At 39.0% G+C, this 13,754-nt stretch carries 15 protein-coding genes, 2 tRNA genes and 1 other RNA gene; 6 read left to right on the top strand and 12 right to left on the bottom strand.

The window, feature by feature from the left end; translation table 11 throughout:
* Positions 1–114: 114 nt before the first annotated feature.
* From rpsG to H2677_RS04080, 3 genes are all read right to left on the bottom strand, one after another.
* Positions 115–585, bottom strand: coding sequence for a 30S ribosomal protein S7 (gene rpsG, locus H2677_RS04090; protein WP_004638185.1), 471 nt, complete (start codon positions 583–585; stop codon positions 115–117).
* Between the two features lie 160 nt (positions 586–745).
* Positions 746–1,120 carry a 30S ribosomal protein S12 gene (rpsL, locus tag H2677_RS04085; RefSeq protein ID WP_004638184.1) on the bottom strand — a complete coding sequence of 125 codons (375 nt, stop codon included), beginning with the start codon at positions 1,118–1,120 and terminating at the stop codon, positions 746–748.
* Positions 1,121–1,289: 169 nt separating this feature from the next.
* Entirely contained in the window at positions 1,290–2,642 is a 1,353-nt protein-coding gene (locus H2677_RS04080; RefSeq protein WP_212639196.1) for an EcsC family protein, read from the bottom strand.
* 289 nt (positions 2,643–2,931) lie between these two features.
* Here H2677_RS04080 and H2677_RS04075 point away from each other — a divergent pair, with 289 nt between their 5' ends.
* The 3 genes from H2677_RS04075 (at position 2,932) to H2677_RS04065 (ending at position 5,219) form a co-directional block, all read left to right on the top strand.
* Positions 2,932–4,161: a beta-ketoacyl synthase N-terminal-like domain-containing protein gene (locus tag H2677_RS04075; protein WP_004952669.1), complete on the top strand. Its 1,230-nt coding sequence runs from the start codon at positions 2,932–2,934 to the stop codon at positions 4,159–4,161.
* A gap of 18 nt (positions 4,162–4,179) precedes the next feature.
* On the top strand, positions 4,180–4,632 hold the full coding sequence (locus H2677_RS04070; protein ID WP_004952667.1) for a CopD family protein: 453 nt from the start codon (positions 4,180–4,182) through the stop codon (positions 4,630–4,632).
* Positions 4,633–4,694: 62 nt separating this feature from the next.
* Complete coding sequence (locus H2677_RS04065; protein WP_212639195.1) at positions 4,695–5,219, top strand: hypothetical protein; 525 nt, start codon at positions 4,695–4,697, stop codon at positions 5,217–5,219.
* Between the two features lie 55 nt (positions 5,220–5,274).
* On the opposite strand, the gene H2677_RS04060 is transcribed toward H2677_RS04065, so the two are convergent.
* Positions 5,275–5,439, bottom strand: a complete 165-nt coding sequence (locus tag H2677_RS04060; RefSeq protein ID WP_004952664.1) for a hypothetical protein — start codon at positions 5,437–5,439, stop codon at positions 5,275–5,277.
* Positions 5,440–6,273: 834 nt separating this feature from the next.
* On the opposite strand from H2677_RS04060, the gene H2677_RS04055 reads away from it, so the two are divergent.
* Both H2677_RS04055 and H2677_RS04050 read left to right on the top strand, forming a co-directional pair.
* The gene (locus H2677_RS04055) at positions 6,274–7,899 is read left to right on the top strand and encodes an NAD+ synthase (RefSeq protein ID WP_112987590.1); all 1,626 of its coding nucleotides are present in this window, start codon (positions 6,274–6,276) and stop codon (positions 7,897–7,899) included.
* The gene (locus tag H2677_RS04050) at positions 7,892–8,923 is read left to right on the top strand and encodes a hypothetical protein (RefSeq protein WP_212639194.1); all 1,032 of its coding nucleotides are present in this window, start codon (positions 7,892–7,894) and stop codon (positions 8,921–8,923) included. Before H2677_RS04055 ends, H2677_RS04050 begins: the two co-directional genes overlap by 8 nt.
* Before the next feature lie 74 nt (positions 8,924–8,997).
* Here the strand turns inward: H2677_RS04050 and H2677_RS04045 are convergent.
* From H2677_RS04045 to coaD, 5 genes are all read right to left on the bottom strand, one after another.
* A tRNA-Met gene (locus H2677_RS04045) sits at positions 8,998–9,074 on the bottom strand.
* Between the two features lie 235 nt (positions 9,075–9,309).
* A tRNA-Met gene (locus H2677_RS04040) sits at positions 9,310–9,386 on the bottom strand.
* 62 nt (positions 9,387–9,448) lie between these two features.
* An RNA gene (gene rnpB / locus H2677_RS04035) (RNase P RNA component class A) lies at positions 9,449–9,804 on the bottom strand.
* Between the two features lie 26 nt (positions 9,805–9,830).
* Positions 9,831–10,094 carry a YfhL family 4Fe-4S dicluster ferredoxin gene (locus H2677_RS04030; RefSeq protein ID WP_004913970.1) on the bottom strand — a complete coding sequence of 88 codons (264 nt, stop codon included), beginning with the start codon at positions 10,092–10,094 and terminating at the stop codon, positions 9,831–9,833.
* 1 nt (position 10,095) lies between these two features.
* Positions 10,096–10,587 carry a pantetheine-phosphate adenylyltransferase gene (gene coaD, locus H2677_RS04025; protein ID WP_004913971.1) on the bottom strand — a complete coding sequence of 164 codons (492 nt, stop codon included), beginning with the start codon at positions 10,585–10,587 and terminating at the stop codon, positions 10,096–10,098.
* A gap of 130 nt (positions 10,588–10,717) precedes the next feature.
* Between coaD and smpB the strand changes: the two genes are divergently transcribed.
* Entirely contained in the window at positions 10,718–11,194 is a 477-nt protein-coding gene (smpB, locus tag H2677_RS04020; RefSeq protein WP_004663490.1) for an SsrA-binding protein SmpB, read from the top strand.
* 40 nt (positions 11,195–11,234) lie between these two features.
* On the opposite strand, the gene H2677_RS04015 is transcribed toward smpB, so the two are convergent.
* From H2677_RS04015 to rluD, 3 genes are all read right to left on the bottom strand, one after another.
* Positions 11,235–11,807: a flavodoxin family protein gene (locus H2677_RS04015; protein WP_004913972.1), complete on the bottom strand. Its 573-nt coding sequence runs from the start codon at positions 11,805–11,807 to the stop codon at positions 11,235–11,237.
* Between the two features lie 83 nt (positions 11,808–11,890).
* The gene (gene pgeF, locus H2677_RS04010) at positions 11,891–12,631 is read right to left on the bottom strand and encodes a peptidoglycan editing factor PgeF (protein WP_212639193.1); all 741 of its coding nucleotides are present in this window, start codon (positions 12,629–12,631) and stop codon (positions 11,891–11,893) included.
* Positions 12,632–12,650: 19 nt separating this feature from the next.
* On the bottom strand, positions 12,651–13,700 hold the full coding sequence (gene rluD / locus H2677_RS04005) for a 23S rRNA pseudouridine(1911/1915/1917) synthase RluD (RefSeq protein ID WP_026057388.1): 1,050 nt from the start codon (positions 13,698–13,700) through the stop codon (positions 12,651–12,653).
* Between the last annotated feature and the right edge of the window lie 54 nt (positions 13,701–13,754).

Genomic DNA, 13,754 nt, shown 5'->3' with positions numbered 1-13,754 from the left:
ATATCCAAGCAGGCAACTTAAATACCCGCAAAGCTCCCACTTTGATAAAGAGCGATGTTGAATCGAGCTGCTGTACGCATGAATATTCTCCTGATTAGGGACTGTTTTATCCGTTTAGAAACGGTAGTGAGAGAAGGCTTTGTTGGCTTCAGCCATACGATGCACGTCTTCACGTTTTTTGATCGCTGCACCTTTACCTTCAGCTGCATCAAGCAACTCACCAGCAAGACGTAAAGCCATCGTTTTTTCAGAACGCTTAGCAGCAGCATCTACTAACCAACGCATTGCTAAGGCAGTACGACGGGATGGGCGTACTTCCATAGGTACTTGATAAGTAGCACCACCAACACGGCGTGCTTTTACTTCGACCATAGGACGAACTTTTTCAAGAGTAGTCTCGAAAAATTCAACTGGGTCTACTTTGTTTTTTTCTTGAACACGCTCTAAAGCACCGTAAACGATACCTTCAGCTACAGATTTTTTACCATCTTGCATTACGTGGTTCATGAATTTAGCGATTGTTTGGCTGCTAAATTTTGGATCTGGAAGGATCTCACGAGCAGCGACTACGCGACGTCTTGGCATTTTAATACACCTAATATTATGACACTTCAGGATGATCCAGCAGTTTGTACAAGTGCCATGTACGCTACGCTGGCCTTACTATACGTCGCTTGAATTACAAATCTATGAAGAATTCAAACAAGCGAAACGCTAAAGGGTTGTTTGGGCTGGTTGCCTAGAATTACTTCTTAGGACGTTTAGCACCGTATTTAGAACGTGACTGGTTACGATCTTTCACGCCAGCACAGTCTAAAGAACCACGAACGGTATGGTAACGTACACCTGGTAAGTCTTTAACACGACCACCACGGATTAGAACAACACTGTGCTCTTGTAAGTTATGACCTTCACCACCGATATAGCTTGATACTTCAAAACCAGAAGTTAAGCGAACACGGCAAACCTTACGCATTGCTGAGTTAGGTTTTTTAGGAGTAGTCGTATATACACGTGTACATACACCACGACGTTGTGGACAAGCCTTCAACGCAGGAACTTTTGATTTTTCAATCAAAGTTGTACGACCCTTACGGATCAACTGATTTGTTGTTGCCATTTGGCAATTCTCCCGTTATTAAACAACCTTAAAAAGAAAAGCACCTCTTTTTAAGGGCACACAATTGTAAGTCAAGAAGTAAAAATGGTCAACATTGCAGGCTAAAGCAAGTGTTGACCATTTCTAGATTTTTGTTAACTTTTAGATGCTTTTATACTTCACATACATATTAGCTATGCTTTGTTGATGCAGGCTCAATATCTATTGTCTTTTGTTCGGATAACTGTTCCGTCTCATCAGCCAAGGTGTCATCACCATCTGTCGCTTTAATCGCTGGTTTTTGTTGAGAATATTCATGTTCTGTTACATGTTGCTCAGCAAGCTTCTGAATACTCTCTTCAACCTTTTCATCTTTTGTTGAATTTTCTATGAGTTCATCTTTTGTCTGAACAGCTACATGAGTAATAACATCATTTTTTAGATTTTCGGCTGGAGCTATTTTACTTGCGACATCAAGTTCTGTTGCCTGTAAAAGTTTCGGAGTTGCTTTTCTTAATAATGCTTCAGCTTTGTAATACGCCTCTAATGGAGAAACCTTTTCATTAGGATGCTCATTTATATAGAATCGCGCCGCCCCAAAAACTGATTGTGATTTATGCCCCACATCTTCTAGAAGTTTCCAGCTATAAAAACCACCGACAACTGCACCCGCGATCGGTGTTAGTTTCCCAATCACGGAAGCTTGTGGAATATGATTTAACCACCCCCACTTAAATTGCCCATCAGCATCAACCAACCACTTCTTCAACAATTCAACATCATTATTAGAGCCTAATAACTGTTGGAAATGTTGCAAATCATGCGTGTCTAACATTGATTGTAAAGCTTTTAAAGCAAGTAATAATGTTTGTTTTTCTGCGACAAGACCTAAATCAATTTCTTTAAAAATAAAGGCCACAATATCTTGATCAACCTCTTCAGATAAATCGAAACCATGAGAGCGACCAGTTTGGTAAATCGTGCGTAATGCCAAAACAATCGAAGCAGGTATATCGATTGCAGCACCCCAAACACCAGTAGCACCAGTAATTAATCCCTGAGCAGCTGCAAGTAATTTATTTTGCTCAATGAGTGCCTGACTTAAACGTTGCGAGCGCCCAGTATCCTGTGTCAACTCAGCAAGATCTTTAACTCCTGCTTCTTCGAGAATCTTTTCTGTCAAAGAACTATTTGAACTAAATTCATTCAACCATTGAAATAAATAATCTGAAACTTTTTCACCTAAATCAGGTGAAACAAAAGTCGCCACATTATTTACCTTCGTATAATGCTTACCTAGCAATTGATGTGACAATTTAGGAAGTTGTTGACGCAACATTTGTTGAGGGCTTTCATATTTCTCAACTTCAAATGGACTTTTGAAACGCGCATTTCCTTCAACAATATTAGATGAATTGGAAAGTTTCGCATCAGATGTTATCGGGGCAACTTGAAGTTTTTGCAATTCAGAGCTGAGCTTTTTAGCCACTCCAAATGCTTGGGCAAATAAACCTGAAGTTTGCTTATTTTTAGAATTTGTCATCAAGTACCTCTATTCTTTAATCTGTGCATTTCTAGGTAAATACTAGGTTGAATACAGATTTATCTCAACTTGAATCTGTATAATTTCATTAGCTTTCACCTTAAGTCGTTCTAAACTTACTAATCTTTACACAACTGAAAATAGACATAATATTTGCCATAAGAAATAAAAAACCTTTCTGCTATCATGGTGTCATTCACTCATGAGCCGATTTGATCGTTATTTTCTCCTGATTTTAACTATAGCGATGTTGTACAAGGCTTAGTATTACCATAAAAGGGAACTGTAAATGAAACGTGTTGTAATCACTGGTATGGGCATCAACTCATGTATCGGTAACTCTTTGGAAGAGGTTACTCATTCTCTAAAAAATGGAATCTCTGGGACACGTTTTAACCCAACTTATGCTGAACTTAATTTCAAAAGTCATGTGAGCGCAGCAGCTGTTCAAGATTTTGATGGCATTGATCGTAAATTGAAACGCTTCATGGGCGTGTGTGCGATGTATGCTTACAATGCCGCTATTGCAGCCGTTGAACATGCAGGTCTCAAACAAGAAGACCTAGCTAACAACCCAAGATACGGTATTGCTGGTGGTAGTGGCGGTAACTCAACTGCTTCTGTTGCAGAGATGGTTAAATTACTGGAAGAAAAAGGTGCACGTAAAATTGGACCTTTCTTTGTTCCACGCAACATGAGTAATACGATTACTGCAAACGTTGGTGTTGCATTAAAACTACAAGGTATTGCTCACTCTATTACTAGTGCGTGTGCAACTTCGGCTGATGCAATTGGTTATGCTTACAACCTGATTCAATTAGGTAAACAAGATTTAATGCTTGCTGGTGGTGGTGAAGAAGATCACTGGTCTCAAAGCTTACTTTTTGATGCTATGGGTGCATTGTGTTCTAAATATAACGATACGCCAGAAACAGCATCTCGTCCTTATTCAGCTGACCGTGACGGTTTCGTGATCGCGGGTGGTGGTGGCTTTGTAGTTCTTGAATCACTTGAGCATGCTCAAGCACGCGGTGCGAACATTTTGGCAGAAGTAGTTGCTTATGCTGCCAACAGTGACGGTGCAGATATGGTTGCTCCATCTGGTGAAGGGGCTACGCGTTGTATCCTGATGGCACTTGATGAAGCAAAACAACACGGCATTGAACAAATCGACTATGTCAATACTCACGGGACTTCAACACCTGCGGGTGACGTAACCGAGTTAAAAGCAATGGAACGTGCTTTTGGTGAAGGTAATGTACCAGCACTAAGCTCAACTAAATCGATGACTGGCCACAGTTTGGGTGCAGCAGGTGTACAGGAAGCAATCTACTCTGTGCTAATGATGCAAAATGACTTCATCGCACCGAACATCAACGTTACAGAACTAGATGAAGGCGCGAAAGGTTTCGATATTGTACTTGAAAAACGTGATGCAAAACTGAATACTGTGATGAGTAACAGTTTTGGCTTTGGCGGTGTTAACGCTTGCCTTATTTTCAAGAAGTGGGATGCATAATCCCACGTAGGATTATCGATGGATGCACCTTCTGATGCTTTCTTGTGGGTAAAAGCATTACATATTATTGCTGTGGTGTGTTGGTTCGCTGCGTTGTTCTATCTACCACGGCTTTATGTCTATCATGCGATGAGTGAGGATGCTGTAAGTCATCAACGCTTTGAAGTAATGGAACGTAAGTTATATCGTGGCATCATGTGGCCATCAATGATTGCCACGCTTGTGACTGCCCATTTCCTTGTGGATTGGGGTGATGCCACTCGCCATTATCATGAAGCCTTATGGTTTTATCTTAAAGTAGCTTTAGTAGGACTCCTAGTCATTTACCATCTTGTATGTGGCTATTACCGAAAGAAACTCATCGGGAATGCACATTATAAATCTCATAAGTTTTGGCGCTTCTTTAATGAAATGCCAACAGTGATTTTATTTGCAGTTGTCATTCTCGTTGTTGTAAAGCCTCAGTTTTAACTGGGGCTTTTTTTATTTGAATTGAGGTCATACTTTTAAACAAATACAATTATAGAACTCAAATGAATAAACTTTTAAAGCATCGTGTTGAATGGTTAAGATCTCGACTGATCTCTGAACTGATTTCCTTCCTCAACATACAAGAATTTGAGTATCGTGGCTTAACTAATGGTGAAATTGCGATTGCTCAATCTGTATTTGGTGAACTCATTCATTATTCAGAAGTAAAAATTTTCAATATCCCCTATCTACCTTGGCAACCTGAAAATATATTTATAGCGCCAAATGGTAACCTGTACGTTCATCAAAAATATTTTAGTAAAGATTACTCAAAATGTTCAATCGGATTGCAAAGTCTCTTCATTCATGAACTTGCACATATCTTGCAGTTTCAGCAAAACACAAATGTGATTGTAAAAGGTGCAATATTGCAACTTGGTTATTATCTAAGTTTTAAACGATACAACCCTTATCGGTATCAATTTATAGTTGGAAAGAAATTCAATGAATATAACATTGAACAGCAAGGCGACATCGCACGTGATATTTTTCTAAAAAAAGTTCCAAATATTATTCTTCAGAAATAAAAAAGCCCTGTCGTTTATTTACAGGGCTTTTCAGCTTGAAACATCATCAGCAATTCTATGCTGCTGTGTTTTTACTGCTCTCTGAGCTAAGTTCATGACTATCATCCATTTCAGTCGCAAAATCTACACGCATCGCATCTTTAACAATTGTACCGATACGTCCCACACCAATTGCCAATCCAAAAGCAATTACTGGATATAAGATTGTTGGAATTACCATAACTTATTACCTCTCATCAAAAGTTTAATTAATCAAACTTACTCTGACTCTTGTACTTGCTCTTGGAACATTAAAGTACCAATACGACCAACTACAACAGCTAAACCAAACGCAATTACTGGAAAAAATACAACTGACATAATCATTACCTCTCTTAAGAGACCATTATTTATAAAACTATTTATTGATCATCTTGGTTTAACAAGATAGTTCCCACACGACCTACTGCGATAGCAGAACAAGACGCAACAACTAAAACTAAAAGTACTGACATTTCTATTTCCTCTTTTTATATGCGAAATGCATATTTTTACTGTTACATCTAGTGTACAAATGTTCACATTAATTAGGATAATAGCAGTGCACATTTGTACACTCAAGTGTAGCAAAAGGATTCCCGACGAACGGTCAAAAAAGACTCAATTCAATAAAATTATGTTTTTGATAGATTTAAATTTTACGAAAACTCTAATTTTTTGTATTTTTTTATCCCATTACCGAAATAATCGAAAAAGAGTGTTTCTATTCATGTCATTGAACTGTCATTTCGGTATGCGAAAGTGACACGAAAAAAAAGAATAAATGACAATGCTAAGTTTATTCATAGTCATGCACCATCACTACGCAACCATTTAAAAATGTTGCTCTTTAAAACAGAAAAACTTGTTATTTTTACGCAGAAAAATGTGCAATTAGTATATATTAGACACCTTGTCATTTTTCTTTAAGATATAGAATGTTTGGCGCTATGATATACAACGTTCTTTAAAATTATACTTACACAAATCAAGAACTTGTATATCAACACATGTTAAGACTCAGGATTAAGTTTGAATGAAAAATTTTAAAATTGCCCTTGCCCAGTTCTCTCCGCATATTGGCAATATTGACGCAAATACTCAAAAGATGGTTGAGCAAGCAAATTTAGCAAAACAGCAGCAAGCCGATTTAATCATCTTTCCAGAATTATCAACAATCGGATATCCAGCTGAAGATTTATTGATTCGACCTAATTTAAGCAAACGCACTCAGAAAGCATTTGCACAATTAAGTGAAGTCAAAGATATCGTCATGGTATTTGGTTTTGTTCATCAAACCGAAGATGGCTACCGCTATAACTCAGCAGCCGTGATGAAAGATGGACAAGTTTTAGGGATTTATAATAAGCATAACTTGCCAAATTATGGTGTTTTTGATGAAAAACGCTACTTCCAAGAAGGTCATCAGCATCTAATTTTTGAATATTTAGGTCATAAATTTGGTGTACTTATTTGTGAAGATGTTTGGTCACTGAATACTGTTAAGCAATTAAGCCAGCTCAATGTAGAAACAGCATTGGTTCTTAATGCTTCACCTTACGAAGTAGGTAAACCGCAACATCGCATCCAAACTTTAAATGAATTAGCTAAACAGTTAAATCTCAATCTGGTTTATGTTAACCAAGTAGGTGGTCAAGATGATCTAATTTTTGATGGTTCAAGTTTTGTAACCAACAAAAATGGAGACATCGCACTACAAGCTCCAAGTTTCCAAGAATCAATTTATTTTGTTGAATATGATGCAGAGCAAAAAGAATTCAAAAAAACTGAATCAGCTCCTGCACTTGAGACCTTTGCTGAAATTTATCAAGCACTCGTAATGGCAACTCGTGATTACGTTCAACGTTCAGGCTTCCCAGGTGTCATTTTAGGTTTATCTGGTGGTATTGATTCTGCATTAACACTTGCAATCGCAGTGGATGCGATCGGTGCAGATAAAGTTCAAGCAGTGATGATGCCATATACATACACGTCACAAATGAGTGTGGAAGATGCGACCGAGCAAGCTCGTCGTATGGGCGTAACTTTTGGTATTGCTGAGATCCACCCTATTGTAAATAGCTTTATGCAAACGCTTTATCCATTCTTTGGAAACACACCAGCTGATGCAACTGAAGAAAACTTACAAGCACGTACTCGCGGTACGCTATTGATGGGGTTATCTAATAAGTTTGGTAATCTCGTATTATCGACTGGTAACAAATCTGAAATATCAGTTGGTTACTGCACCCTTTATGGCGATATGGTTGGTGGTTTTTCTGTATTGAAAGATGTCTACAAAACTATCGTATTTGAATTAGCAAAATATCGTAATACCTTAAGTGAAACCCCAGTAATTCCAGAGCGCGTAATCAGCCGACCTCCTTCTGCCGAGTTACGCCCTGATCAAACCGACCAAGACTCTTTACCAGCTTACGATGTGCTTGATGCGATACTTTATGCATACATCGAAGAAGATCAAAGCCAAGCAGATATTATTGCAAGAGGATTTGAAGCAGAAGTGGTAGAAAAAGTGATTCGATTGGTTGATCGCAACGAATACAAACGTCGTCAAGGTGCAATCGGACCACGCATCAGCTCACGTGCTTTTAGCCGTGAACGACGCTACCCTATCGTCAACGGATGGACAACGAATGACTGAAAAAATTGTTTCTGAAAAGTCACAATTACTTGCTCAAGCACTTATGCTTGAGCAAGTGGCCTTTTATAAAAACCAACTCACTACTCAACTCTCACCCGAGTTTTTCCAACAGTTTATTCAGCTTTTTTTACAACATGCTCCGAATATAAAACTGAAAGAAGTTGTAGAGCTTGATCAAATTCAAGCTGTAGTTAAACGCTATGCTTTTGAAATGCAATTAGGTGCTGGACTATTAGAATTCATTGGAGAAATTGCCCAACGTCTTCATGTTTTTTCCCTGCAATCCTCAGCACAACTCCAAGATGTATTCTCAGATCATCAATTTGAAATGTGGCTATCTAAAATCTTAGAATTAGATAATATTCGACAATATTTGAATAAATTTCTAAAAGAAAGCCCATCCATTGAGCAGCTCTGCTTATATATAGCAACCTCTACACTACAAAATAAATTACCCAAACTATTTGCTACAGCTGATGAAGAAAAAGCTCAAGATAGTAAATATGAATGGCAGCAGAAATTAAAAACTTTTTCCTATCGCCAACAACAACGTATTGAGCAAAAAATAGAAGAAAGTATTGCACGCTTTATTCAAGAACAACTTGTTGATTTGAGTCTATTATCAAATGATGATCTAGAAAGTTTGGCACGCAATATATGGGACGATAATAAATCTAAACCACTCTCTGAATACACTAAGCAAGTCACTCCTCTAGATGTAGAAGAGTTCTTTGTGATGATCTATGAGTATTGGAAAGAATTACGCCAGTCTTCATTTTTGCAAGATCTGATTCTCTATGGCGTTAAAGTTTTCTATGATTTTTATAAAGATGAAAGCCTACAAGATGTTTTCACAGCTATTGGCTTGGAAGAAAGCGATCTACACAATGAGGCAGTTCGTTTTTATCCAAAAGTTGTTAAAGCCTTAGATGAACATAATGTGTTAGAACCCATTATTCACATGGTTTTAAAACCTTTCTACGACAACCTTCAGACCCTACAAGTTATCGAAACACATCTCTAATCTAGCTTAAGTCAGCGCTGAGTAGAAAAAAACTATAGATAAAAAGAAACCACGCAGGAGCGTGGTTTTTAAAATGGTGGCTATGACGAGACTTGAACTTGTGACCCCCGCATTATGAGTGCGGTGCTCTAACCAACTGAGCTACATAGCCGTAAACTGTGTGCGCATTATCTAGTGTTCCGCTTAAACGGTCAAGCCTATGACGTTGAAAATATGGAACATATGAACAGTTTTTATTCTTTTAAATCACATTTGATCATTTTTCAGCAATTTCATAAAAATTTAAACACTTAACTAAACTGTAAAATTAGTTTGTTAAAAAGGTATTTAAAAAATTATAAAAACAATAGACAAAAAGAGACCACGCAGGAGCGTGGTCTATAAAATGGTGGCTATGACGAGACTTGAACTTGTGACCCCCGCATTATGAGTGCGGTGCTCTAACCAACTGAGCTACATAGCCGAAAACTGTGGGCGCATTATCTTAACTTTCGCTACACACGTCAAGCACAATTTTCAAAAAAACTTAGAAGTGGGCCTATAAGCCGGGTTCTGTCGAGGACGATCATTCCTCTAGGCGTACAATCACTCATACGCTCAAGCGACCTACCCGAATCCAGTACGGGCCGTACCTCAGGATTCCTATTTGGTCTTGCTTCTGGTGGGGTTTACCTTGCCGTGAACTGTTACCAGACACGCGGTGCGCTCTTACCGCACCCTTTCACCCTTACCTCACGAATGAGGCGGTCTACTCTCTGCTGCACTTGCCGTCGGCTTTCGCCGCCCAGGCGTTACCTGGCACCCTGCCCTATGAAGCCCGGACTTTCCTCCCCTGCTTCAGTCACGGAGACCTCCACAGCAGCGACCGTCCAGCCCACTTCGAGGCGCATATTATCAAAGTTCAAAGTTAATTGCTTGTATTTTTTTGCGCTGTCAATTTTTTATATTTTTCCATCAGTTGGTCTTGTGACTCAACATGATTGGGATCAAGAGGAATACAATCAACTGGACAAAATAGTTGGCACTGCGGTTTGTCATGATGACCCACGCACTCTGTACAAAGCGCAGGATCAATCTCATAGATTGATTCCCCCATATAAATTGCTTCATTGGGACATACAGGCTCACAGACATCACAATTGATGCATTCATCTGTTATATATAAAGACACGCTACCAACCTTGTTGATGTTTACGCTCAAATGCCTGAACGACGACAGCAGGCACGAACTTGGTTACATCACCCTTTAAACGAGCGATTTCACGAACTAATGTCGATGAAATAAATGAGTATTGCTCTGAAGGCGTTAGAAATACAGACTCAAAATGAGGATCAAGCTGACGATTCATATTGGCTAATTGGAATTCATATTCAAAGTCAGAAATCGCTCTTAGACCACGAAGTACAGCTGTAGCACGTTGTTCACGGAAAAAGTTAACCAACAAGCCATCAAATCCCACAAACTCAACATTGGTTAGATGACTTAATGATGCTTTGGCTAACTCAACACGCTCTTCTAAACTAAACACAGGATTTTTATGATGACCAATTGCAATTGCAACAACAACTTCATCAAACATTTTTGATGCTCTTGCAACTAAATCAACATGTCCATTGGTAATCGGATCAAAGGTCCCTGGATAAATCACACGTGTTTTAGACATGCGTTGTACTCTAAGTGAATGAGATAAGGCGTGTATTTTAACAAAAGTTCGCAATAAACGCGAAATTCCTAAACAATGGAAAAAGGTTACGTTTTACGGCACAATAGATGCAATTGTGGAAGTTTGAATTATGGCGCAAGCAACAGTTGTAAAAAAACATAATGGTGGCACGATTGCTCAAAATAAAAGAGCGCGTCACGATTACTTTATCGAAGAAAAATTTGAAGCAGGCATGTCACTTCAGGGTTGGGAAGTAAAATCCTTACGTGCTGGACGTATGACCTTGTCTGAGAGTTATGTCATTTTTAAAAATGGTGAAGCCTTTTTATTTGGTTCACAGATTCAGCCTTTATTGTCTGCATCAACCCATGTCGTACCTGAATCGACACGTACACGAAAGTTATTATTATCTCGTCGTGAACTAGAAAAGTTACTTGGCGCAGTGAACCAAAAAGGTTATTCATGTGTTCCTTTAGCCTGCTATTGGAAAGGTCACTTGGTTAAGCTCGAAATTGCGTTGGTCAAAGGTAAGCAATTACATGACAAACGTGCTACGGAAAAAGACCGTGATTGGCAGCGTGATAAAGCACGTATGTTGCATAAATAATAAAAAAACCTCCAAAGATATTGGAGGTTTTTTATAGGTATCAGATGTTGATCTGTTTTAATCGTAATTCTGCTAAATATTTGCCAAATTTACGTGCGGTTTCTAAATCACCTTCTGGTGGCGTTACTTCGACGCTTGCATTATCTGACTGAGTCATTAAACCTAAAAAACTGGACATACGGTTAATATCTGATGGACTTCGTCCTGTTGGCATAAATGGTAATCCCGCCCATAACATGCCATGCTGCATCGCAAACAGATTGATCTGTTGCAACACCGCCAATTTATCACCGCTTAATCCACCACCATTGGTAAAGCCCGCAGCTATTTTGCCTTGCCAAGTTCGCGCAAGCCATCGCTTAGACGAGTCTTCCATGAATTGCTTGAGCGCAGAAGTCAGACTACCCATATAAGTTGGGCAACCCATTACGATCACATCAGCTTGATCGATTAAATCCCACTGTGGAGCAGCAACAGAAATGAGATGCACTTCTGCCCCTCCCTGTTCCGCACCTTGAGCAATATGTTGAGCAACTTTTGCAGTATGTCCATAAGGACTATGAAAAATTACACAAACTTGAACTTTAGGAGTTTCTTGATCAATAAAAGACATGGAAAATTTAAAAACCAATGAATTGAATCAAGTTTAACATTTTTCATCACAACTAAGCGAATCAACTGCTTATTGAATTAAAATTATTGCATAAACACAAATGTTGCCATACGTCCTGTTTTAGAATCTCGACGATAAGAAAAATAATCTGTTGTTTGTTGGAATGAACATTGATTGCCACCCAAAACATTCTGCACACCTAAGCGATTTAAAATAAATCGAGCGATTGCATATAAATCAGCTAAATATTTACCCTCAGTCTGTCCTGAGATAAATGCAAATTCCAGTTCAGTATATTTTTCACAGAATGCAGCTTTCACCTCTGCCCCGACCTCAAAGCAAGGTTGACTAATCGCAGCTCCAAACCATGCCCAAGCTGGCTGGGAGTGCATCTGAGCGACGGTGTTTTCAATGATACCATTCGCCAAACCTCTCCAGCCTGCATGTAGATTAGCAACCTCTGTACCCTCAGCATTTCCTAAAACGACTGGTAAACAATCCGCTGTCATCATCATGAGTGCATGTCCTGCACGCTGTGTGACTAAGCCATCGCCTTCAGGGGCATTAAATGGAATTTGTTCATTGATAGTTAGACAAATCGTGCTGTGCGTTTGTGTCATCCATGTAATCTTATCAACACCATAATTTGATAGTTGATTAAGCAAAATCATGCGATGTTGCTGAACTCGCTGTGCTTCATCATTAACATGCAATGCTAAATTAAAACCTTTTAGATTTTGATTTGGCGTTGCAATCGCTTGAGGATGCTCAATACACGTTTGACCGACGTAAACACCTTTAGGCAAACCTTGTACAAATTCCATATTTTATTCCAAAGATCGTTTAATAAGCCTTATTTTCAGTGCGCAATACTTCAACTAATTGCTTAAAGTCTTCAGGCCACGGCGCTTCAAACATCATTTCTTCACCAGTGCGAGGATGAACGAGACCAAGTTTTGCTGCATGCAAGGCTTGACGTTTAAAGCTACGCAACATATCAATCAATGTTTCAGAAGCACCAGCAGGTAAACGCACACGATTTACATAGACTGGATCACCGACTAAACCATATCCTAGATAGCTAAAATGCACGCGGATCTGATGAGTACGCCCTGTTTCTAGTTGCGCTTGAACGCGAGTAAAATCTCTAAATCGTTCTTTCACGTTATAGTGAGTTACCGCTTCTCGACCACCAGGTAGGATCGCCATTTTCACGCGATCGACTGGATGTCTTTTAATCGGCTCATCAATCGTTCCACCAGCGATAATGTTTCCATAAACCACTAGATCATATACACGATAGACTGTTTTTTTAGCGAGCTGTTTACTTAGCGAAAATTGAGCTTCTAGATTTTTGGCAACAACCAATAAACCACTGGTATCTTTATCAATACGATGAACCAAACCAGCTCGGGAAAGTTCTGCAAGTTTTGGCGCATGATAAAGTAATGCATTGACCAATGTTCCCGATGGATTACCAGCACCTGGATGAACGACCATCCCTACTTCTTTATTGATCACGATAATATCATCATCTTCATAGACAACATTGAGTGGTATATTTTCAGGCTGGCTTGTCGTTTGTGCTTCTAACTCAACTTCTAAGGTTAGAAGCTCATTACCTTCACAACGATACTTCGGTTTTACGATGTTACCATTTACCAACAGATGACCATCTTTCATCCACTGTTTAAGTTTTTCTCGCGAAAATTCGCTCCATACCATAGCCGCGACTTGGTCAATACGCTGACCGAGATACTCTTCATCGAGTTGTATTTGCAACGATAAACGTGTTGCAGTTGAGTCAGAATTATGATTATCTGCATCCACAGAATCTTCGAGTAAGAAATCTGTTTCAGAGAAGTTTGAATTGGAAGATTGTGCTGAAGTCATTTGATGATCGGTACAAAAATGGTTTAATAGAACCATTGTAGCTCATTGCCCAGA

Source organism: Acinetobacter junii (genome assembly GCF_018336855.1).
Taxonomy (GTDB): domain Bacteria; phylum Pseudomonadota; class Gammaproteobacteria; order Pseudomonadales; family Moraxellaceae; genus Acinetobacter; species Acinetobacter junii.
The sequence above is the reverse complement of the archived record's forward strand: the minus strand, read 5'-3'. Positions and strand labels throughout refer to the sequence as shown.